Here is a 20162-nt window from a genome sequence, read left to right as displayed (position 1 = left end):
GCCACGCGCCATCCATGGCGCGGGGCGGCGGCCCCCCAAATCCCTGTCGAATTCCGGCCAGCGTGGTTTAACGGGGCGCCTGAGATCAAGATCACAAGCAGATCAAAAGCAAGATCAAGAGCGGCTCGCTTCGTATCGTGGTTACGGTGTTGGTGCCTATGCCGCGATGGCGTGAGTCAGTCAGTCAGTCAGTCAGTCAGTCAGTCAGTCAGAAATAGAGTGACTGGCCCACCGCATTCGCGGGCAAGCCCGTTCCCACAGGTTTGACTGGCGTGTGGCCCTATTTATGCGTTTAGCCGTACTTGTTTTTCCAGCTCAAGCTTCAAGCCTGGTTCAAGTTTCAGTTGGCGTGCCAGTTCGTCCAGGTAGGCTTTTTCCATGAAGTTTTCTTCGTCCACCAGCATCACGCTGGCGATGTACATTTCGGCGGCCATTTCCGGGGTGCTGGCGGCGCGGGCAACGTCGGTGGGGTCCAGGGGCTTGTTGAGTTCGGCGTGCAGCCAGTGTTGCAGCTCCTGGTCGTTGTCCAGCTTGGTAAATTCGCCTTCGATCAAGGCGCGCTCGCGCTCATCCACATGCCCATCAGCCTTGGCCGCGGCCACCAGTGCCTTGAGAATGCCCTGGCTGTGTTGCTCCACCTGGTCAGCCGGCAGGCGGTCGATGGTTTGAGGCTCGCCTTGGGGCGCGTTGACCTGCTGGGCTTGCCAGTTGCCGTAAGCCTTGTAGGCAATCACACCCAGTGCGGCTAGGCCGCCGTAAGTGAGCGCCTTGCCGCCGAATTTACGCGCCTTCTTGTTGCCCAGCAGCAAGCCCATGGCCCCCGCCGCCAGGGCGCCGCCGCCGGCACCGCCGAGCATGCTGCCGAGCCCGCCACCGCTGAGCAAGCCGCCGAGGGCGCCCTTGTCATTGGATTTGCGTTGGCCGCCGGCCTTGTTTTGCAACATGTCCTGGCCAGACTTGAGCAACTGATCGAGCAATCCACGGGTATTCATTCGTAGCCTCCAGACACTTGGGTTCGTAGGACCAATAGGCCTCCAGCGTAAAACTAAGTGCCAAAAAGCCGCGATCTAGAGTGCTTCCAGATGTAACGTTCTCCTGCGATGCTGGAAATGTCTTGTTGCACATGCAACGCCATCATCCCGCCATCAACCAATTTGCCTTGTTCATCGAACCGCTTAAGCTATCCGGCGTCTGTTTATTGTCCGTTGCGTTTGGCCGAAGGCATGTCCGAACCGTTATTTCTGATCCGCTACGTGCCAGGAACGGCGCGGGATTTGCTCACGACAGGTTGTCTCTATGCACCGCAGGAATTTGCTCAAAGCATCCATGGCCATTGCGGCTTACACCGGTTTGTCGGCCAGTGGCCTGCTGGCCGCGCAGGCCTGGGCCGGGAATCGGGCTGCCGATGGCAAAGCCGTGGCGTTCGATTTCGAATCGCTCAAGGCCCAGGCCAAGCAATTGGCCACCCGTGGCTACCAGGACACTAAGCAGGTGCTGCCGCCGACCCTGGCCACCATGACCCCGCAGAATTTCAACGCCATCGGCTATGACCGTAACCATTCGCTGTGGAAGGAGTTGAACGGCCAACTGGACGTGCAGTTCTTCCACGTCGGCATGGGCTTCAAGACGCCGGTGCGTATGCACAGCGTCGACCCAAAGACCCGTGAAGCCCGCGAAGTGCATTTTCGCCCTTCACTGTTCAACTATGAAAAAACCACGGTGGACACCCAGCAACTGACCGGGGACCTGGGTTTCTCCGGCTTCAAGCTGTTCAAGGCGCCGGAGTTGGACCGCCATGACGTGCTGTCGTTTCTCGGCGCCAGCTACTTCCGTGCGGTGGACTCCACCGGCCAGTACGGCCTCTCGGCGCGTGGCCTGGCGATTGATACCTACGCAAAAAAACGCGAGGAATTCCCCGATTTCACGCAGTTCTGGTTCGAAACTCCGGACAAGGACGCCACGCGCTTTGTGGTCTACGCCCTGCTCGACTCGCCAAGCGCCACCGGCGCCTACCGCTTCGATATCGACTGCCAGGCCAACCAAGTGGTGATGGCGATCGACGCGCACATCAATGCGCGCACCGCCATCGAGCAACTGGGCATCGCGCCCATGACCAGTATGTTCAGCTGCGGCACCCATGAGCGCCGCATGTGCGACACCATTCACCCGCAAATCCACGACTCGGACCGCCTGGCCATGTGGCGCGGCAACGGCGAGTGGATCTGCCGGCCCCTGAACAACCCGGCCAAGCTGCAATTCAACGCGTTCGCCGACACCAACCCCAAAGGCTTCGGCCTGGTGCAGACCGACCATGAGTTCGCCAGCTACCAGGACACCGTCGACTGGTACAGCAAACGCCCAAGCCTGTGGGTTGAACCGACCACGGCCTGGGGCGAAGGCTCCATCGACTTGCTGGAAATCCCCACCACTGGCGAAACCCTGGACAATATCGTGGCCTTCTGGACCCCGAAAAAGCCCGTGGCCGCGGGTGATTCGCTCAACTACGGCTACAAGCTGTACTGGAGCGCACTGCCGCCGGTGAGCACGCCGCTGGCACAGGTCGACGCGACCCGTTCGGGCATGGGCGGTTTTACCGAAGGCTGGGCACCCGGCGAGCATTATCCGAAGGTATGGGCGCGGCGTTTCGCCGTAGACTTCAAGGGCGGCGGCCTGGATCGCCTGCCAGCGGGCACCGGCATCGAGCCGGTGGTGACTTGTTCCCATGGTGAGGTGAAGGATTTCAGCGTGCTGGTGCTGGATAACATCAAGGGCTATCGCATCCTGTTCGACTGGTACCCCACCAGCGACAGCGTGGAACCCGTCGAATTGCGCCTGTTTATACGAACCCAGGACCGCACCCTGAGTGAAACCTGGCTGTATCAGTACTTCCCGCCAGCACCGGAGCAGCGCAAGTACACCTGAAATTAACCGCCTGATCATTCCCACGCCGCAGCGTGGGAATGATCACAGGTGGCTTAGAACCGCGACACGCTTTTCATCGCACCAATCAGATACCGCATCGCCACCTGATCGCTCTCGGTCAGCGCCCGGTATTGCACCAGCAACTCCATCTCATCTGAACTCAACCTTCGACCCCGCAAGGACATCCGACGGCTCAGAAAAGACGCCACCGCACCCGCTACGCCATAGGACTTGGCCATGGACCGCTACTCCTGATATCAGTCAAACACTCCTGGTGCCCATTTCCAAACTCCCGGGAAGCGCAACGGCTTCGCGGACCAACCGCCTGTCTCCCTGGGCCAGGAGTCGGGCTTACCCTTAGCGTAGAAACTATCTCATCATTCGTGGGATTTTTTTAGAGTATTAACTTAAAAAATAACGGCGGTAATAAAAACCTACAGCCATTACTCACGCAGGGGTCGATACAGGTGAATGTCTAGCGGTTCTTGCGCATAAAGCTCAGCGTGGGGTTGCTGCAACAGACGGCAACCATGGCGCAGGTAAAAGTCCACAGTGTTACGCGACTCCGTCGCCGAGATATAGAGCGCTTGGGCCCCCACTTGCCGGCCGTGCTCGCAAGCCAGCGCCAACAACCGCCCGCCCAGGCCAGAACCGCGGGCACTGTGGCTGACATGCAGGAATTTCAGCTGCCGCATCAGCAGGCCCTGGTGATGGAACGGCCGATTGTCCACCACCACTGCGGCAACCAGCACCTGGCCGTCGAATACGCCCCACAACCACCCGCCGCGCTGGAGGCAGGCACGCAGCGCCACCGCATCCTGTTCAGCCTCGCCTTCGGGCCAGCCGTGCATGTCATGGTGTGTGGCATACAACACCAGTTCGCCGCAGTCCATGCGATAGCACGCCGGGATCAGCTCCGTACGATCGATGGTTGCCAGCAAAGGGATATCGTCTTCGGTTAACGCGCGTTCCACCAGCATAAGCTTCTCCTGCTTAACAACCGCCAAGGATCAGCCCTCCTATAAACGCGAGCAAGAAAAAACCCACCGTATCAGGGTGGGTTTGGCACAGAGATAAGTAGGGTCAATCCCGCAGATCCGACTCATGGATCGGCTGGTCCCGATGGGTTGCCCGCTGGTACTGCGCCGGCCAGATGGCTTTGCGTCCGCCCAGGTCATCGTCGGCATGCAACGGCCAGTACGGGTCGCGCAGCAGTTCACGGGCCAGAAAAATAATGTCAGCCTGGCAGGTACGCAGGATGTGCTCGGCCTGGGCCGGTTCGGTAATCATGCCGACCGTGCCGGTGGCGATGCCCGATTCCTTGCGCACGCGCTCGGCGAAGCGCGTCTGGTAGCCGGGGCCGGTGGGAATCTCGGCATTGGCGGCGGTACCACCGGACGACACGTCGATCAGATCCACCCCGAGGTCTTTCAGGCGGCGCGCCAATTCCACGGTCTCATCCGGGTTCCAGCCGTCTTCCACCCAATCGGTGGCCGACACGCGTACAAACAGCGGCAACTCCTCAGGCCACACGGCGCGCACGGCCTTGGTGACTTCCAGCACAAGGCGAATGCGGTTTTCGAAGGAGCCGCCGTAGTGGTCCTGACGCTGGTTGCTGATCGGCGAGAGAAACTGGTGCAGCAGGTACCCGTGGGCGGCATGGATTTCCACCACCTCAAAGCCTGCGGTCAAGGCGCGCCTGGCGGCGGCGACAAAGTCGGCGATTACTTGCTGGATCTGTGCTTCGTCCAGTGGCTTGGGCTGGGTGTGATTGGGGTCGAAGGCAATCGGCGAGGGCCCCACCGGCACCCAGCCGCCCTCCTCCGGCTTGACGCTGCCGTGTTTGCCGATCCATGGCCGGTGGGTGCTGGCCTTACGCCCGGCGTGGGCCAATTGAATACCCGCCACCGCGCCCTGGGCCGCGATAAAACGGGTGATGCGCCGCAATGGTTCGATCTGGGTGTCGTTCCACAGGCCCAGGTCCTGGGCGGTGATACGGCCATCGGCGGTCACCGCCGTGGCCTCGGTAAAAATCAGCCCGGCGCCACCCACGGCCCGGCTGCCGAGGTGCACCAGGTGCCAGTCATTGGCCAGGCCATCGTCGCTGGAGTATTGGCACATGGGTGAAACCGCGATGCGGTTGAGCAGGGTCAATTGGCGCAGGGTATAAGGTTCGAGCAGCTGACTCATGGCGCACCTCTTCTGGGTTCTGTGGGCACTGTTCAACAGTGCATAGAGCCTAGTCGACAACCATCGTTTGCACAGGGTTCAGAAAGGAAAGCGGGAGCCGATTGCCGGCTCCCGGTAGGCAGCGCCTTACATCTCGACCTGGGTGCCCAACTCGATCACACGGTTGACCGGCAGTTTGAAGAACCGCAGGTTGCCGTTGGCGTTTTTCAACATGAAGGCAAACAACACTTCACGCCAACGGGCCATGCCTTTGATGCGCGAGGCAATTACCGTTTCACGGCTGAGGAAGTAGGTGGTGCGCATCGGGCTGAAGTCCAGGTCATCCAGATGGCACAGTTTCAGCGCTTCAGGCACGTCCGGTTCATCGGTGAACCCGAAGTGCAGGATCACCCGGAAGAAGCCTTCGCCATAGGCATCCACCTCGAAGCGTCGCGCCGCAGGCACCCGTGGAATGTCTTCGTAGACCACGGTCAACAGCACCACCTGCTCATGCAGCACCTGGTTATGCAGCAGGTTGTGCAACAGCGCATGGGGCACGGCGTCGGGCCGCGCGGTGAGGAACACCGCCGTGCCCTGAACGCGATGGGGCGGCTGTACGCGGATACTGCTGATAAAGATCGGCAACGGCAGGCCACCCTCGTCGAGACGGCCGACCAGCAATTGCTTGCCGCGCTTCCAGGTGGTCATCAGCACGAACAGCACGATCCCCGCCAGTACCGGGAAGGCGCCGCCCTGGAGGATCTTCGGCGCGTTGGCGGCGAAGAACAGGCCATCCACCAACAGGCAGCAGAGCAACAGCGGCACGGCCAGCACCGGTGGCCATTTCCACAGCAGCAGCATCACCGCTGATACCAGGATGGTGGTCATCAGCATGGTGCCGGTCACCGCCACACCGTAGGCCGAGGCCAGAGCGCCGGAGGATTCGAAACCCAGCACCAGCAGGATCACGCCGACCATCAACGACCAGTTCACTGCACCAATGTAGATCTGGCCCTGTTCGGCACTGGAGGTGTGCTGGATATGCATGCGCGGGATGTAACCCAGCTGGATTGCCTGGCGGGTCAACGAGAACGCGCCGGAAATCACCGCCTGGGAAGCAATCACCGTGGCCATGGTGGACAAGCCCACCAACGGGACCAGTGCCCAGCTCGGCGCCAGCAGGTAGAACGGGTTGCGCGCCGCCTCCGGATCGCCCAGCAGCATCGCGCCCTGGCCAAAATAGTTCAGCACCAGCGCCGGCAGCACCAGCAGGAACCAGGCGCGGGCGATGGGTTTGCGGCCAAAGTGGCCCATGTCGGCGTACAACGCTTCAGCGCCGGTCAATGCCAGCACCACCGCGCCGAGGATCGCCACGCCAATACCGGGGTGAACCATGAAGAAGCGCACGCCCCATGCCGGATTCAGCGCATTGAGCACTTCGGGCTGCTGCAGGATGCCGTACACCCCCAGGCCGCCCAATACCAGGAACCAGGTAACCATCACAGGGCCAAACAGCTTGCCGATGCGGTCGGTGCCGTGTTTCTGGATCAGGAACAGCGCCACCAGCACCACCAGGGCAATGGGCACTACCCATTTTTCCAGGCCGTCGAACGCCAGTTCCAAGCCTTCGATGGCCGACAACACCGAAATTGCCGGGGTGATCATACTGTCGCCGTAGAACAACGCCGCGCCACACAGGCCACACACCACCAGGAAACTGCGCAATTTCGTGTGCTTCCCGGCAGCTCGCCGGGCCAACGCGGTGAGGGCCATGATGCCGCCCTCGCCCTGGTTGTCGGCACGCAGCACGAACAATACGTACTTGATCGACACCACCCAGATCAGCGACCAGAAGATCAGCGCCAGGATCCCCAAGACACCGTCATGGTTGACCTGCACCCCATAACCGCCGTTGAACACCTCTTTAAGGGTGTAGAGCGGGCTGGTCCCGATATCACCATAAACCACCCCGACCGCCGCCACCAGCATGCCAATCGGCTTGGCTTTTGAATGCTCGGCACCTGCTGCCTGACTACTTGCCTGACCCATCAACCACTCCTGCCCTTTGACCTGAGGTCTTTTATAAACAGCGCTTCTAAGCTGACCCTAGCATGCGCTGTTTTACTTCTCGTAACAGACGTTTTATTGACCCAAGGGCTTTACCCGTGCGCAACGGCGCGAAGCATAGCGCAGCACTCGTCGTATTTCCCCGTTCAAGTGAACGGGGTGTCGTTTTAGGCAATCAGTCATAGCGGGCACAGCAGCACTTTGGCGCCTTTTTGCCTGCATTGATCACATTTACGGCCAACCGTATATTCCTGGCCCGGCTCAGTCGTGCTGCGTGGGTGGTGTGAGCAGGAGCGCCTTGGCCGGATTACCTGATCAGTCATTCGTGCATTCGCATGGCGCGCAGTCGATATAAAAACTCAACTATCGGACTGTCTCTTTTAAGGTACACTCCTCATGTACGAAGTGAAACACGTACTGTCAATCAACGGCGTGGATATCTACCAGGCTTGGCTGGATACAGTGCAGGACACGCGTTCGAAAGCAAGAATCACCACCAGAGTGGATCGGGCGTCCCTTGGTCACTTTGGCGTTACCGAGCCAGTGGGTGATGGGGTCTTTGAGATGAAGCTCGACTTCGGCCCGGGGTTTCGCGTGTATTACGCAGTCCAGGATCGAAAAATCATTTTTCTATTGGGCGGTGGTTCGAAGGCCAGACAGCAGAACGATATCGATCAGGCCAAGGCTCTCTGGAAATCTTACAAGGTGCAGCAAAAATGACCATTCGTACCCGCCCGCACGAAGATAGCGTTCTGGAAATGCTTCGCAACGACGAGGCATTTGCCCTCGAATATTTATCTGTCGCGCTTGAGGAAATAGATGAAGCCGGTGGCGAGGACGCTTTCCTTGTCGCTATCCGTCGAGTGGCGGAAGCTCGTGGTGGGATGCTCAGCTTGTCGCAGAACACAGGACTCAATAGAGCAAACCTTTACAGGTCCATCGGCGTCGGCGGTGATCCTAAGCTCTCCACTTTGCTTAAAGTCCTCCAGGCGTTAGGTGTGGGCATGTCTAAAGTGGTATCGCACCGAACAGAACAAGACGTCCAGGCTTAAGCGCGCGCCAGTAGCTATGGGGATTACCCGGCGCAGCACTCGTCGTATTTCCCTGCATAAAGCTGGTCAAGTGCGTTAGCCGTCGATAGAATTGCGCACTTTTTGATCAGAGGCGCACCAAGCGCCCATCCGTTGCCTTGTCGTGCACGACCGGCAGCGTCATTCAATACCGAGGTTAGACATGTCCACCACCATCGCAAAAGCCAACCCTAAGGTTGGCTTTGTTTCCCTGGGTTGCCCGAAGGCGCTTGTCGACTCCGAGCGCATCCTCACGCAATTGCGTATGGAAGGCTACGACGTCGTGTCCACTTACCAGGACGCCGATGTGGTGGTGGTCAACACCTGCGGCTTCATCGACTCGGCCAAGGCCGAATCCCTGGAAGTGATCGGCGAAGCCATCAAGGAAAATGGCAAGGTCATCGTGACCGGCTGCATGGGTGTGGAAGAAGGCAATATCCGTAACGTGCACCCGAGTGTGCTGGCGGTGACCGGCCCGCAGCAGTACGAGCAAGTGGTCAACGCTGTGCACGAGGTGGTGCCGCCACGCCAGGATCACAATCCGCTGATCGACCTGGTGCCGCCTCAAGGCATCAAGCTGACCCCGCGTCACTACGCATATCTGAAGATTTCCGAAGGCTGCAACCACAGCTGCAGCTTCTGCATCATTCCGTCGATGCGCGGCAAACTGGTAAGCCGCCCGGTGGGTGATGTGCTCGACGAGGCCCAGCGCCTGGTCAAGTCTGGCGTCAAGGAGCTGCTGGTGATCTCCCAGGACACCAGCGCCTACGGCGTCGATGTGAAATACCGCACCGGTTTCTGGAACGGCGCGCCGGTGAAAACCCGCATGACCGAGCTGTGCGAAGCCCTCAGCAGCCTGGGCGTGTGGGTGCGCCTGCACTATGTTTACCCGTACCCGCACGTGGACGAGTTGATCCCGTTGATGGCCGCCGGCAAGATCCTGCCGTACCTGGACATCCCGTTCCAGCACGCCAGCCCGAAAGTGCTCAAGGCGATGAAACGCCCGGCGTTTGAAGACAAGACCCTGGCACGCATCAAGAACTGGCGCGAGATCTGCCCGGAGCTGATCATCCGCTCCACCTTCATCGTCGGTTTCCCCGGCGAGACCGAGGAAGACTTCCAGTACCTGTTGGACTGGCTGACCGAAGCGCAGCTAGACCGCGTCGGTTGCTTCCAGTACTCGCCGGTGGAAGGTGCACCGGCCAACCTGCTGGACTTGGCCGTGGTACCGGACGACGTCAAGCAAGACCGTTGGGAGCGCTTCATGGCGCACCAGCAGGCCATCAGCTCGGCACGCCTGCAACTGCGCATCGGCAAGGAAATCGAAGTGCTGATCGATGAAGTCGACGAGCAAGGCGCGGTAGGTCGTTGCTTCTTCGACGCCCCAGAAATCGACGGTAACGTATTTATCGACGATGCCAGCGGCCTGAAGCCGGGTGACAAAGTCTGGTGCACCGTGACCGACGCCGACGAGTACGACTTGTGGGCTGAAAAGCGCGACTGATCGCACGGTGATAAAAAAGCCTCGCCTCTGAGAAGATGCGGGGCTTTTTTAGGTCTATCGTATTGTCCATCAACCCCGAATACAGCAAGGGACAGCGGGCATGCGTCAGCATTCGGTGATTCACACACCTAAAACCAGCGACTACGCACGCCTGGTGCAGATCTGGGAGGACTCGGTACGCGCCACCCACGACTTCCTCCCGGACAGCTATATCGACATGTTGAAAAACCTGGTGCTGAGCCGCTATCTCGATGCGGTCATGCTGATCTGCACCAAGGACGTGCGCCAGCACATTACCGGCTTCGCCGGGGTGTCGGCGGGCAAGGTGGAAATGCTGTTTATCGACCCGCGCTACCGTGGCCAGGGGCTGGGCCGGCAATTGCTGGGCTACGCGATCGAACACATGAACGCCGATGAACTGGACGTCAACGAACAGAACCCCCAGGCCCTGGGTTTTTACCTCAAGCAAGGCTTCGAGGTGATCGGGCGAACGGACCATGATGGGCTTGGGCAGCCTTATCCGTTGTTGCACCTGCGTCTGCGCCAGCAGCAACAGGCCCGTAATGCCTGAACTGTGGGAGCTGGCTTGCCTGCGAAGGCGTCGGGTCAGTCTACCCATCCGGTGCTGGTATACCGCCATCGCAGGCAAGCCAGCTCCCACATTTAACCCGTGTTGTGTCAGTTAAGTAATTGTTATGGCCCATGTGCTGAAATGGGGCCGGGATTAACCGGCGCCAGGCAGGTACAATAGTGGCCCCCTTTTGTTACGGCCCTTGTCATGACTGACCCCATACGCCTCTCCAAACGCCTTATCGAACTGGTCGGTTGCTCCCGTCGGGAGGCTGAGTTGTTTATCGAAGGCGGCTGGGTCTCGGTGGACGGCGAAGTGATCGACGAGCCGCAGTTCAAGGTCACTGACGAGAAGGTCGAGCTGGACCCGGAAGCTAAAGCCACCGCGCCAGAGCCGGTGACCATCCTGATGCACGCCCCCGCAGGCATGGATGCTGAAACCGCCATGGCCTCGATCAGCGCCGAAACCCTTTCTGAAGAGCACCGCTTCGGCAAGCGCCCGCTCAAGGGGCACTTTCTGCGCCTGAGCGCCAGCGCCGACCTGCAAGCCAAGGCCAGTGGCCTGCTAGTGTTCACCCAAGACTGGAAGATTCTGCGCAAGTTGACCGCCGATGCCGCCAAGATCGAGCAGGAATACGTGGTGGAAGTCGAAGGCGACATGGTTGCCCACGGCCTTAACCGCTTGAACCACGGCCTGACCTACAAAGGCAAAGAGCTGCCTGCCGTCAAAGCCAGCTGGCAGAACGAGAACCGCCTGCGCTTTGCGATGAAAAACCCGCAACCCGGCGTGATCGCGCTGTTCTGCGAAGCCGTTGGCCTGAAAGTCATCGCCATCCGCCGCATCCGCATCGGCGGCGTGTCCATTGGCAAGGTGCCAGTGGGCCAATGGCGTTACCTGTCCGGCAAAGAAAAGTTTTAAGCCGTTCCCTTTTCCCGACACCGCCTGATTCCGGCGGTGTCATCAGTTGAATACCAGGATTGCCCATCATGATTCACAACGACGTACTGCGCAGCGTGCGCTACATGCTCGACATCAGCGACAACAAGATGGTCGAGATCATCAAGCTCGGCGGCATGGACGTGACCAAGGAAGACCTGCTGACCTACCTCAAGAAAGATGAGGAAGAAGGCTTCGTGTTCTGCCCGGATGAAGTCATGGCTCACTTCCTCGATGGCTTGGTGATTTTCAAGCGCGGCAAGGACGAAAGCCGCCCGCCGCAGCCGATCGAAACCCCGGTGACCAACAACATCATCCTGAAAAAGCTGCGCGTGGCCTTCGAACTGAAGGAAGACGACATGCATGCAATCCTCAAGGCGGCGGAGTTCCCGGTGTCCAAGCCAGAGCTGAGCGCGCTGTTCCGCAAGTTTGGTCATACCAACTACCGCACCTGTGGCGATCAGTTGCTGCGCAACTTCCTCAAGGGCCTGACCTTGCGGGTCCGTGCCTAAGCCATGAGTTACCAGGTCTCGCCCGTCGGCTTCGTACGCTCCTGTTTCAAGGAGAAGTTCGCCATCCCGCGCCAACCGCAACTGGCACCGGCTGCCCGTGGCGTGCTGGAGCTGGTGGCGCCGTTCGACCAGGGTGAGGCGGTGCAGGGGCTGGAGCAGGTCAGCCATGTGTGGCTGCTGTTTCTGTTTCATCAGGCCCTGGAAGACAAGCCACGCCTGAAAGTGCGCCCGCCACGCCTGGGCGGCAATACGTCCATGGGCGTGTTTGCCACCCGCGCAACCCATCGCCCCAATGGCATCGGCCAGTCGGTGGTGAAGCTGGACAAGGTGGAACCGGGGCGCCTGTGGATTTCCGGCATAGATTTGCTCGATGGCACGCCGGTGTTGGATATCAAGCCGTATGTGCCTTATGCCGATATCGTGGATGCGGCCACCAACGACATCGCCAGCGATGCGCCCGCGCTGATCGGCGTGCAATGGCTCAAGGCTGCACTGCAACAGGCGCAAGGCCATGCACAGCGCCTTGGTGAACCGTTGGTGGAGTTGATTGAACAGTGTCTGGCACAGGATCCGCGGCCGGCGTATCAGGTTCCTACCTCAGAACGGGAATACGGTGTGCGGTTCTGGGACGTGGATGTGCGCTGGCACTACCCGGAGCCGGGGATGATTTGTGTGCTGGAAGTGGTTTCGGCGCAGTAAATCGCAGAAACGCAAAAGCCCGCGCTGCCTTCACAGGCAACGCGGGCTTTTCTTTGCAACGCATTCGACTGTAGGAGCGAGCTTGCTCGCGAAAAACGAGCAGGCACCGCGTTCAGTCAAGATGCCAGCGTTATCGTTGGCGTTCTTCGCGAGCAAGCTCGCTCCTACAAGTGACCCGAAGTCACTTCTCGACGAACGCACGCTCGATCAGGTAGTCACCCGGCTCACGCATCCGTGGCGAAACCTTCAGGCCAAAGCTGTTCAACACTTCGCTGGTCTCGTCCAACATGCTTGGGCTGCCGCACAGCATGGCGCGGTCGTCCTCAGGATTGATTGGCGGCAGGCCGATGTCGCTGAACAGCTTGCCGCTGCGCATCAGGTCGGTCAGGCGGCCTTCGTTTTCGAACGGCTCGCGGGTCACGGTCGGGTAGTAGATCAACTTGTCACGCAGGGCCTCACCGAAGAACTCGTTCTGCGGCAGGTGCTCGGTGATGAATTCGCGGTAGGCGACTTCGTTGACGTAGCGCACGCCGTGGCACAGGATGACTTTTTCGAAGCGCTCGTAGGTCTCAGGGTCCTGGATCACACTCATGAACGGGGCGAGGCCAGTACCGGTGCTGAGCAGATACAGATGCTTGCCCGGCTTCAAATCGTCAAGCACCAGAGTACCTGTCGGTTTTTTGCTGATGATGATCTCGTCGCCTTCCTTCAGATGCTGCAACTGGGAAGTCAGCGGGCCATCGGGCACCTTGATGCTGAAGAACTCCAGATGCTCTTCCCAGTTCGGGCTGGCAATGGAGTAAGCGCGCATGAGCGGGCGGCCGTTGGGTTGTTGCAGGCCGATCATCACGAACTGACCGTTCTCGAAGCGCAGGCCCGGATCGCGGGTGCACTTGAAGCTGAACAGAGTGTCGTTCCAGTGATGAACACTGAGGACACGCTCGTGGTTCATGTTGCTCATGTACGGGGGACTCCTGGAAATGGGTCTGCGCCAAAGGTATGGATGCGCAATTGCACAGCATTCTAATGGCGGCGACAATATCTGTTAACTGGATTATTAAGATAAGGGTTATCGGTTATATCGATATGCGATTTACTCTCCGTCAACTGCAAGTTTTCGTCGCCGTCGCCCAGCAGGAAAGCGTCTCGCGCGCTGCTGGCCTTCTGGCCTTATCTCAATCCGCCGCCAGCACCTCGATTACCGAGCTGGAGCGTCAATCCAGCTGCCAATTATTCGACCGCGCCGGCAAACGCCTGAGCCTCAACGCCCTCGGTCACCAGCTGTTACCCCAGGCCGTGGCATTGCTGGACCAAGCCAAGGAGATCGAAGACCTGCTCAACGGCAAGTCCGGCTTCGGTTCCCTGGCGGTCGGCGCCACGCTGACCATCGGCAATTACCTGGCGACGCTGCTGATTGGCAGCTTTATGCAGCAACACCCCGAGAGCCAGGTAAAGCTGCACGTGCAGAACACTGCCCATATCGTGCATCAGGTTGCCCACTACGAAATTGACCTGGGTCTAATCGAAGGCGACTGCAGCCACCCGGATATCGAGGTACAGACGTGGGTAGAAGATGAGCTGGTGGTGTTCTGTGCGCCCCAGCATCATTTGGCCAAGCGTGGCGTGGCCACCATGGACGAGTTGACCCACGAAGCGTGGATCCTGCGAGAACAAGGCTCGGGCACGCGCCTGACCTTCGACCAGGCTATGCGTCACCACCGTAGCGCACTGAATATCCGCCTGGAGCTGGAACACACCGAGGCAATCAAGCGAGCTGTGGAGTCAGGCTTGGGGATTGGCTGCATTTCGCGGCTGGCGCTGCGTGATGCCTTCCGCCGTGGCAGCCTGGTGCCGGTAGAAACCCCGGACCTGGATTTGGCCCGGCAGTTCTACTTCATCTGGCACAAGCAGAAATACCAGACCTCGGCGATGCGCGAATTTCTCGAACTGTGCCGCGCTTTCACCGCCGGGGTGCAGCGCAGCGACGAGATCGTGCTGCCGAGTATCGCCTGATCGTCAGATCAGGATCACAACCCATACCAGGGTGATCATGGTCAGTGCCACGAATTGCGCGGCGCTGCCCATGTCCTTGGCGTTTTTCGACAGCGGGTGGCGGTCCAGGGAAATACGGTCAATGGCCGCTTCTACCGCTGAGTTGAGCAATTCGACGATCAGCGCCAACAAACACACTGCAATCAGCAGCGCCCGTTCAACCCGGCTGACCTGCAGGAAAAAGCTCAAGGGGATCAGGATGACGTTCAGCAACACCAACTGGCGGAATGCCGCCTCGCCAGTGAAAGCCGCACGCAGGCCATCCAGGGAATAGCCCCCTGCGTTGAAAATACGTTTGATACCGGTTTGACCCTTGAAAGGCGACATAGATGTAGGCAACTGAACCAAAGAAGTGGGGAAGCTAGATCACGCAAAGTCAAAAAAGCGTGAAGCGGCTGTAACTTAATGTTGCGAGATAGACTCAAGTTGCTGCAAAAGCAACGCCGCCTGAGTGCGCGTACGCACGCCCAACTTACGGAAAATCGCCGTAACGTGGGCCTTGATGGTCGCTTCCGACACACTCAATTCGTAGGCAATCTGCTTGTTCAACAAACCTTCGCAAACCATGGTCAACACCCGGAACTGCTGGGGCGTCAAGCTGGCCAGGCCATCGCGGGCGGCCTTGGCTTCATCGGACACATTGATTTCTTCAAACGCCTGGGGTGGCCAGGACACATCGCCGTCCAACACCGTGCGCACGGCTTTCTGGATATCTTCCATTGCGCTGGACTTGGGAATGAAACCGCTGGCGCCAAACTCCTTGGAGCGCACCACCACGTCGGCTTCTTCCTGGGCCGACACCATCACCACGGGGATCTGCGGGTATTGGCCACGCAGCAGCACCAGCCCGGAAAAACCGTAGGCGCCCGGCATGTTCAGGTCGAGCAACACCAGGTCCCAGTCGGATTTTTCAGTCAGGCGGGCTTCCAGTTCGGCAATGCTGGCTACTTCGACCAAACGTACATCGGGGCCAAGGCCCAGGGTTACGGCCTGATGCAGTGCGCTGCGAAACAGCGGGTGGTCATCGGCAATCAGGATTTCGTATGTGGCCATTGGTTAAATGATCCTGTTTTTTATGGGAGCCCTGATGGGTTCAGGGTTCACCAATACACGAGGCGACGGCCGGGCAGCGATCGCCACAGGGCCCGCTCAACGTCAAAAACACATGAAACGACGTCGATAATTCACGGTTGCGCCCAATCGGCGCACAGCATGCCCAGCGTAGCCTGGAGGGTCAAGCACTACGCCCGTGGGGATTTTAGCGGGTTGCGGGCTTACAGTGCCATCATGCAAACGTCGTCTGGTTATCCCGCCGGGATGTAGGGTGCAAGGCGCGTATGCACGGTGTCTGCCGCATCCAGTGGCAGTTGGAACTTGGCAGCCAGGTAATGGGTGCTGAACACATCGAGGTAGGCATCCAGCACTTCGCTGGCGACCAGGTCATCGGCCAGCTCCAGGCACAGCGCCGCCACCTCGGCGGTGCAGAAATGGTCATCGCGCTTGGAGCGCCGTAGTTTGTAACGCGACAGCTGCTCAGGCGCCAGGCTCAGCACCGGTAAATGTTCCAGATAGGGACTTTTGCGAAACATCTTGCGCGCTTCGCTCCAGGTGCCGTCCAACAGGATGAACAGTGGGCGCTTGCCCTCCTCCACGCGCACTTCACTGACCACCCGTTGCGGCGCAACGAATTCACCGGGAAATACGATGTACGGTTGCCACTGCGGGTCGGCCAGCAACCTGAGCAACTCGGGGTCGACTTCGGTACGCGACCAGGCGAATGCCGTGGTGTCGTGTATGACATCGGCGATCAGCCAACCCGTGTTGCTGGGTTTCATCGGTTCTACGTCATGCATCAACAGGCACATGGCGGACTTGGCTCCTACCTGAGGCCGCCAGGCACACAGGCAGTACTCAGGAATGACCCGGCAGCCGGGACAGCGCTCAGCACGGGAACCCCGATTGAGAAACGGCCTGACGGCACGCGCCAGACGCTGGGTACGCAAGCGGGAGACGGCGTGACTCATCGGGCACGCGGCGAAGTAGAAGAAATCGACACGGAACAAACTCGTGAAAAACAGAAGTCCAGCAGTTTACCAGCGATACGCCTGGCTGTAGTGGCAAGGGCTCACCTATAATTGCGCGCCACTGAACGCACAGCCCAGTGGCTGGTCTATGCACCAGTAACCGAATCAGGAGAGTTTCATGCTGCGTTCCATGCTGCGCCTTGTTGCCCCATCCGTCGCCCTTGCGCTGGTCTTGCCTATGGGCGCCCACGCGGCCTCGCTGCTGGAGGCTCAAATGAACAAGAAGCTGCAAAGCGTCGCGGCCGAAAGCAACAAGGACCTGCCCCGGGAAATCGATGAAAAAACCCTGGAAGTCGCCTACACCGTTGAAGGGATGCAACTGATCGATCACCTCAGCGTGCTGCCTGACCGTGCCGAACAGATGCGCGCCAACCCCAAGGCTGTGTATTTCCAGCTGGGCCGCAGTGTGTGCACCAACCCGGGCTACCGCGAGCTGATGGCCAAGGGCGCAGTGATGCGCTACGAAATTACCGAGAACAAGACCAATCGCCCGGTGGCTTCCGTCAAGTTCGCAGAGGCCGATTGCCCGGCTCCGGCGAAAAAGAAAAAGTAACCTCTGCTTGACCCTCCCGCGCTGCTTCCCAGCGGCGCGCACGCTTCCTCTGCGTTTGCCACCAACGACTAAACTGCGTAATGAACCCCCAATAAGCGGTTGCCAGCCAAGGGTTTTTCGGCCCATGATCAGTTCATCCCAGATGCCCGCCCACCACAGTTTTTAATGCTGTTCTGTCATATTTTCAGGGCAAAAAAAGGCCTGCCCTCTTGCGGCATGCCGCGACACAAGCAGTGTCGTGGCCCAGGCGACGTTCTCGTCGACTACCCAGGCCCTGTAAAGAAGGAGAAATTGAATGCCTTATGAATCGAATGATTTGCTGCTTCGTCATTTTGAAGAAAACGGGACCGACCTCACTCAGCAGGTCGACGCACAAATTCAGTTGATCGCCCCCAACAGCCCGAATATCCCTCTTTATCGAGACATGATCCTCACCGTCCTGCGCATGGCCCAAGACGACCGTGATCGCTGGAACGCCAAGATCACCCTGCGTGCCATCCGTGAACTGGACCATGCCTTTCGGGTGCTCGAACAATTCAAGGGCCGGCGCAAAGTCACGGTATTCGGCTCGGCGCGTACGCCAGTGGAAAGCCCGCTGTATGCGCTGGCCCGAGAGGTGGGTGCGGCGTTGGCACGTTCCGACCTGATGGTCATCACCGGTGGCGGTGGCGGGATCATGGCCGCAGCCCACGAAGGAGCGGGCCTGGAGCACAGCCTGGGGTTCAATATCACCCTGCCCTTTGAACAGCATGCCAACCCAACCATTGATGGCACCGACAACCTGCTGTCATTCCACTTCTTCTTTACCCGTAAGCTGTTCTTCGTCAAAGAAGCCGACGCGCTGGTGTTGTGCCCTGGCGGCTTCGGCACCCTCGACGAGGCATTGGAAGTGCTGACCCTGATCCAGACCGGCAAGAGCCCGCTGGTGCCGGTAGTGCTACTGGATGCGCCGGGCGGTGGATTCTGGCAAGGCGCCCTGGATTTCATCCGCAGCCAGCTGGAAGCCAATCGCTACATCCTGCCCACCGACCTCAAACTGGTCCGCCTGGTCTACAGCGCCGAAGAGGCGGTGGACAAAATCAACCAGTTCTACGCCAACTTCCACTCCACCCGTTGGCTTAAGCGTGAGTTTGTGGTGCGCATGAATCATCCACTGAGTGACCGCGCCCTGGCCCATATGCAGCAAGCGTTTGCCAGCCTGCGGCTCAGTGGCGAGTTCCAGCAACTCGCCTATACGGGCGAAGACCATGACGAACCGAGGTTCAGCCATTTGACGCGTTTGGTGTTCAATTTCAACGGTCGCGACCAGGGGCGATTGCGGGAGTTGGTGGATTACATCAACCTGCCGGAGAACTGGGCACAGGCCCAGGGCAAGGCACAGCAACGGATGACACCAGAAACAGCGTGATTTTTTGCAGGCAAAAAAAAAAGGCCCACTATTTTCATAGTGGGCCTTTTGTTTTTTGCTCAGTCGTCCATATCCCGACCGCTCAATAAGCGGCTGATCATGTCCATCGAAAACCCGCGATAACTCAAGAAGCGACCTTGCTTCGCACGCTCCTTGGCATCAATAGGAAGATGCCCAGCAAACTTGCGACGCCAGGTTTCCTCCAACTGCGACTGCCAACTGATACCGCACTCACGTAGCGCAAGTTCAATATCGGCACGTTGCAGTCCACGCTGGCTCAACTCTTCGCGAATCCGCGCAGGTCCATAACCGGAGCGTGCACGGTAAGACACAAAGCTTTCGAGGTAACGGGCTTCCGACAACAGCCCTTCTTCCGTCAACCGGTCGAGGGCTGTTTCGATCATCTCAGGCTCTGCGCCGCGCTGACGCAACTTACGTGTCAGTTCGACTCGACCATGCTCGCGGCGAGCGAGCAGGTCCATCGCAGTGCGCCGAACGGCGACGAGTGTATCCAGTACAACAGTCATCGCTTGCTTCAGACGTCAGTATCGGCTTCTTCCATTTCATCTACCGGCTCGCGGTTGGCAGCCGCCTTCACGTCCGGCGCTGCGGTCAACAGCTTGTCGCGGATCTGCTTCTCAAGCGTGGCAGCGATATCCGGGTTATCCGCCAGGAACTTGGCCGAGTTGGCCTTGCCCTGACCGATCTTGCTGCCGTTGTAGGCATACCAGGCACCGGACTTCTCGACGAAACCGTGCAGTACGCCCAGGTCGATCATCTCGCCGTTCAGGTAGATACCCTTACCGTAGAGAATCTGGAACTCAGCCTGACGGAATGGCGGCGCCACTTTGTTCTTCACGACCTTGACGCGGGTTTCGCTACCAACAACCTCGTCACCTTCCTTCACCGCGCCAGTACGGCGGATATCCAGACGGACCGAAGCGTAGAACTTCAGCGCGTTACCACCGGTGGTGGTTTCCGGGCTGCCGAACATCACGCCGATCTTCATACGGATCTGGTTGATGAAGATCACCAGGCAGTTGGCGTTCTTGATGTTACCGGTAATTTTACGCAGCGCCTGGGACATCAGGCGGGCTTGCAGGCCCACGTGCATGTCGCCCATTTCGCCTTCGATTTCAGCCTTGGGTACCAGGGCAGCCACGGAGTCGACCACGATCACGTCGATGGCGTTGGAGCGCACCAGCATGTCGGTGATTTCCAGGGCTTGCTCGCCGGTGTCCGGCTGGGAAACCAGCAGGTCATCAACGTTGACGCCCAGCTTGCCGGCGTATTCAGGATCCAGGGCGTGCTCGGCGTCGACGAACGCACAGGTGGCGCCCATTTTCTGCGCCTGGGCAATCACCGACAGGGTCAGGGTGGTTTTACCGGAAGATTCAGGACCGTAGATTTCAACGATACGGCCTTTTGGCAGGCCGCCAATGCCGAGCGCGATGTCCAGACCCAGAGAGCCAGTGGAAATAGCCGGGATCGCCTGACGGTCGTGATCGCCCATACGCATTACGGCACCCTTGCCGAATTGACGTTCGATCTGACCCAGGGCCGCAGCCAAGGCTTTCTTCTTGTTGTCGTCCATTAAAGTCCTCACGTAATCAAT

General features: G+C 59.2%; 22 protein-coding genes. 11 read left to right on the top strand and 11 right to left on the bottom strand.

Features of this window, described 5'->3' with window-relative positions; genetic code table 11:
* Positions 1-284: 284 nt before the first annotated feature.
* Positions 285-992: a tellurite resistance TerB family protein gene (locus AC1RAC_RS22515; protein ID WP_492617002.1), complete on the bottom strand. Its 708-nt coding sequence runs from the start codon at positions 990-992 to the stop codon at positions 285-287.
* A gap of 304 nt (positions 993-1296) precedes the next feature.
* Here AC1RAC_RS22515 and AC1RAC_RS22510 point away from each other — a divergent pair, with 304 nt between their 5' ends.
* The gene (locus AC1RAC_RS22510) at positions 1297-2922 is read left to right on the top strand and encodes a glucan biosynthesis protein D (RefSeq protein ID WP_054917809.1); all 1626 of its coding nucleotides are present in this window, start codon (positions 1297-1299) and stop codon (positions 2920-2922) included.
* 53 nt (positions 2923-2975) lie between these two features.
* Here the strand turns inward: AC1RAC_RS22510 and AC1RAC_RS22505 are convergent, their stop codons facing one another.
* The 4 genes from AC1RAC_RS22505 to AC1RAC_RS22490 all read right to left on the bottom strand — a co-directional run bounded on the left by AC1RAC_RS22505 (position 2976) and on the right by AC1RAC_RS22490 (position 7140).
* Positions 2976-3161: a hypothetical protein gene (locus AC1RAC_RS22505; RefSeq protein ID WP_014717190.1), complete on the bottom strand. Its 186-nt coding sequence runs from the start codon at positions 3159-3161 to the stop codon at positions 2976-2978.
* Between the two features lie 204 nt (positions 3162-3365).
* Positions 3366-3902: a GNAT family N-acetyltransferase gene (locus tag AC1RAC_RS22500; RefSeq protein WP_197900801.1), complete on the bottom strand. Its 537-nt coding sequence runs from the start codon at positions 3900-3902 to the stop codon at positions 3366-3368.
* A gap of 103 nt (positions 3903-4005) precedes the next feature.
* The gene (locus tag AC1RAC_RS22495; protein ID WP_034126499.1) at positions 4006-5112 is read right to left on the bottom strand and encodes an NADH:flavin oxidoreductase/NADH oxidase; all 1107 of its coding nucleotides are present in this window, start codon (positions 5110-5112) and stop codon (positions 4006-4008) included.
* Positions 5113-5238: 126 nt separating this feature from the next.
* A complete protein-coding gene (locus tag AC1RAC_RS22490) occupies positions 5239-7140 on the bottom strand; it encodes a potassium transporter Kup (RefSeq protein WP_014717187.1) in 1902 nt (633 codons plus the stop codon).
* A 414-nt stretch (positions 7141-7554) separates the two neighbouring features.
* On the opposite strand from AC1RAC_RS22490, the gene AC1RAC_RS22485 reads away from it, so the two are divergent.
* From AC1RAC_RS22485 to tsaA, 7 genes are all read left to right on the top strand, one after another.
* A complete protein-coding gene (locus tag AC1RAC_RS22485) occupies positions 7555-7878 on the top strand; it encodes a type II toxin-antitoxin system RelE/ParE family toxin (RefSeq protein WP_034126497.1) in 324 nt (107 codons plus the stop codon).
* On the top strand, positions 7875-8210 hold the full coding sequence (locus tag AC1RAC_RS22480) for an addiction module antidote protein (RefSeq protein WP_034126496.1): 336 nt from the start codon (positions 7875-7877) through the stop codon (positions 8208-8210). The genes AC1RAC_RS22485 and AC1RAC_RS22480 overlap by 4 nt, the downstream gene beginning before the upstream one ends.
* 181 nt (positions 8211-8391) lie before the next feature.
* On the top strand, positions 8392-9732 hold the full coding sequence (rimO, locus tag AC1RAC_RS22475; RefSeq protein ID WP_003231334.1) for a 30S ribosomal protein S12 methylthiotransferase RimO: 1341 nt from the start codon (positions 8392-8394) through the stop codon (positions 9730-9732).
* Between the two features lie 100 nt (positions 9733-9832).
* Positions 9833-10303, top strand: a complete 471-nt coding sequence (locus AC1RAC_RS22470; protein ID WP_072447648.1) for a GNAT family N-acetyltransferase — start codon at positions 9833-9835, stop codon at positions 10301-10303.
* 207 nt (positions 10304-10510) lie between these two features.
* Positions 10511-11221, top strand: a complete 711-nt coding sequence (locus AC1RAC_RS22465) for an rRNA pseudouridine synthase (protein ID WP_014717183.1) — start codon at positions 10511-10513, stop codon at positions 11219-11221.
* Between the two features lie 68 nt (positions 11222-11289).
* Positions 11290-11751: a YehS family protein gene (locus AC1RAC_RS22460; RefSeq protein WP_005785469.1), complete on the top strand. Its 462-nt coding sequence runs from the start codon at positions 11290-11292 to the stop codon at positions 11749-11751.
* A gap of 3 nt (positions 11752-11754) precedes the next feature.
* Entirely contained in the window at positions 11755-12450 is a 696-nt protein-coding gene (gene tsaA, locus AC1RAC_RS22455; protein WP_054917804.1) for a tRNA (N6-threonylcarbamoyladenosine(37)-N6)-methyltransferase TrmO, read from the top strand.
* Between the two features lie 181 nt (positions 12451-12631).
* On the opposite strand, the gene fpr is transcribed toward tsaA, so the two are convergent.
* A complete protein-coding gene (gene fpr, locus AC1RAC_RS22450; RefSeq protein WP_003189055.1) occupies positions 12632-13411 on the bottom strand; it encodes a ferredoxin-NADP reductase in 780 nt (259 codons plus the stop codon).
* A gap of 125 nt (positions 13412-13536) precedes the next feature.
* Here fpr and AC1RAC_RS22445 point away from each other — a divergent pair, with 125 nt between their 5' ends.
* Positions 13537-14463 carry a LysR family transcriptional regulator gene (locus tag AC1RAC_RS22445; protein ID WP_003189054.1) on the top strand — a complete coding sequence of 309 codons (927 nt, stop codon included), beginning with the start codon at positions 13537-13539 and terminating at the stop codon, positions 14461-14463.
* 3 nt (positions 14464-14466) lie between these two features.
* Here AC1RAC_RS22445 and AC1RAC_RS22440 read toward each other — a convergent pair whose 3' ends face one another.
* From AC1RAC_RS22440 to AC1RAC_RS22430, 3 genes are all read right to left on the bottom strand, one after another.
* Complete coding sequence (locus AC1RAC_RS22440; RefSeq protein WP_252950948.1) at positions 14467-14829, bottom strand: diacylglycerol kinase; 363 nt, start codon at positions 14827-14829, stop codon at positions 14467-14469.
* A gap of 75 nt (positions 14830-14904) precedes the next feature.
* Positions 14905-15555 carry a response regulator transcription factor ErdR gene (erdR, locus tag AC1RAC_RS22435; RefSeq protein ID WP_003189050.1) on the bottom strand — a complete coding sequence of 217 codons (651 nt, stop codon included), beginning with the start codon at positions 15553-15555 and terminating at the stop codon, positions 14905-14907.
* A 251-nt stretch (positions 15556-15806) separates the two neighbouring features.
* Entirely contained in the window at positions 15807-16526 is a 720-nt protein-coding gene (locus AC1RAC_RS22430) for a tRNA-uridine aminocarboxypropyltransferase (RefSeq protein WP_294164427.1), read from the bottom strand.
* 178 nt (positions 16527-16704) lie between these two features.
* Between AC1RAC_RS22430 and AC1RAC_RS22425 the strand changes: the two genes are divergently transcribed.
* Together AC1RAC_RS22425 and AC1RAC_RS22420 are read left to right on the top strand one after the other, a co-directional pair.
* Positions 16705-17139 carry a PA3611 family quorum-sensing-regulated virulence factor gene (locus AC1RAC_RS22425; RefSeq protein ID WP_034126491.1) on the top strand — a complete coding sequence of 145 codons (435 nt, stop codon included), beginning with the start codon at positions 16705-16707 and terminating at the stop codon, positions 17137-17139.
* A gap of 295 nt (positions 17140-17434) precedes the next feature.
* Entirely contained in the window at positions 17435-18547 is a 1113-nt protein-coding gene (locus AC1RAC_RS22420; protein ID WP_492617001.1) for an LOG family protein, read from the top strand.
* A gap of 59 nt (positions 18548-18606) precedes the next feature.
* On the opposite strand, the gene recX is transcribed toward AC1RAC_RS22420, so the two are convergent.
* The gene (gene recX / locus AC1RAC_RS22415) at positions 18607-19074 is read right to left on the bottom strand and encodes a recombination regulator RecX (RefSeq protein ID WP_198791399.1); all 468 of its coding nucleotides are present in this window, start codon (positions 19072-19074) and stop codon (positions 18607-18609) included.
* Positions 19075-19082: 8 nt separating this feature from the next.
* Complete coding sequence (gene recA, locus AC1RAC_RS22410) at positions 19083-20141, bottom strand: recombinase RecA (protein ID WP_014717176.1); 1059 nt, start codon at positions 20139-20141, stop codon at positions 19083-19085.
* Positions 20142-20162: the final 21 nt, after the last annotated feature.

Source organism: Pseudomonas sp. GW823-FHT02F05, assembly GCF_058797315.1.
The sequence above is the reverse complement of the archived record's forward strand: the minus strand, read 5'-3'. Positions and strand labels throughout refer to the sequence as shown.

Excerpts from the sequence above, each read along its gene's own strand:
- AC1RAC_RS22515 (WP_492617002.1), bottom strand. The coding sequence starts at position 992 with ATGAATACCCGTGGATTGCTCGATCAGTTGCTCAAGTCTGGCCAGGAC.
- AC1RAC_RS22510 (WP_054917809.1), top strand. The coding sequence starts at position 1,297 with ATGCACCGCAGGAATTTGCTCAAAGCATCCATGGCCATTGCGGCTTAC.
- AC1RAC_RS22505 (WP_014717190.1), bottom strand. The coding sequence starts at position 3,161 with ATGGCCAAGTCCTATGGCGTAGCGGGTGCGGTGGCGTCTTTTCTGAGC.
- AC1RAC_RS22500 (WP_197900801.1), bottom strand. The coding sequence starts at position 3,902 with ATGCTGGTGGAACGCGCGTTAACCGAAGACGATATCCCTTTGCTGGCA.
- AC1RAC_RS22495 (WP_034126499.1), bottom strand. The coding sequence starts at position 5,112 with ATGAGTCAGCTGCTCGAACCTTATACCCTGCGCCAATTGACCCTGCTC.
- AC1RAC_RS22490 (WP_014717187.1), bottom strand. The coding sequence starts at position 7,140 with ATGGGTCAGGCAAGTAGTCAGGCAGCAGGTGCCGAGCATTCAAAAGCC.
- AC1RAC_RS22485 (WP_034126497.1), top strand. The coding sequence starts at position 7,555 with ATGTACGAAGTGAAACACGTACTGTCAATCAACGGCGTGGATATCTAC.
- AC1RAC_RS22480 (WP_034126496.1), top strand. The coding sequence starts at position 7,875 with ATGACCATTCGTACCCGCCCGCACGAAGATAGCGTTCTGGAAATGCTT.
- rimO (WP_003231334.1), top strand. The coding sequence starts at position 8,392 with ATGTCCACCACCATCGCAAAAGCCAACCCTAAGGTTGGCTTTGTTTCC.
- AC1RAC_RS22470 (WP_072447648.1), top strand. The coding sequence starts at position 9,833 with ATGCGTCAGCATTCGGTGATTCACACACCTAAAACCAGCGACTACGCA.
- AC1RAC_RS22465 (WP_014717183.1), top strand. The coding sequence starts at position 10,511 with ATGACTGACCCCATACGCCTCTCCAAACGCCTTATCGAACTGGTCGGT.
- AC1RAC_RS22460 (WP_005785469.1), top strand. The coding sequence starts at position 11,290 with ATGATTCACAACGACGTACTGCGCAGCGTGCGCTACATGCTCGACATC.
- tsaA (WP_054917804.1), top strand. The coding sequence starts at position 11,755 with ATGAGTTACCAGGTCTCGCCCGTCGGCTTCGTACGCTCCTGTTTCAAG.
- fpr (WP_003189055.1), bottom strand. The coding sequence starts at position 13,411 with ATGAGCAACATGAACCACGAGCGTGTCCTCAGTGTTCATCACTGGAAC.
- AC1RAC_RS22445 (WP_003189054.1), top strand. The coding sequence starts at position 13,537 with ATGCGATTTACTCTCCGTCAACTGCAAGTTTTCGTCGCCGTCGCCCAG.
- AC1RAC_RS22440 (WP_252950948.1), bottom strand. The coding sequence starts at position 14,829 with ATGTCGCCTTTCAAGGGTCAAACCGGTATCAAACGTATTTTCAACGCA.
- erdR (WP_003189050.1), bottom strand. The coding sequence starts at position 15,555 with ATGGCCACATACGAAATCCTGATTGCCGATGACCACCCGCTGTTTCGC.
- AC1RAC_RS22430 (WP_294164427.1), bottom strand. The coding sequence starts at position 16,526 with ATGAGTCACGCCGTCTCCCGCTTGCGTACCCAGCGTCTGGCGCGTGCC.
- AC1RAC_RS22425 (WP_034126491.1), top strand. The coding sequence starts at position 16,705 with ATGCTGCGTTCCATGCTGCGCCTTGTTGCCCCATCCGTCGCCCTTGCG.
- AC1RAC_RS22420 (WP_492617001.1), top strand. The coding sequence starts at position 17,435 with ATGCCTTATGAATCGAATGATTTGCTGCTTCGTCATTTTGAAGAAAAC.
- recX (WP_198791399.1), bottom strand. The coding sequence starts at position 19,074 with ATGACTGTTGTACTGGATACACTCGTCGCCGTTCGGCGCACTGCGATG.
- recA (WP_014717176.1), bottom strand. The coding sequence starts at position 20,141 with ATGGACGACAACAAGAAGAAAGCCTTGGCTGCGGCCCTGGGTCAGATC.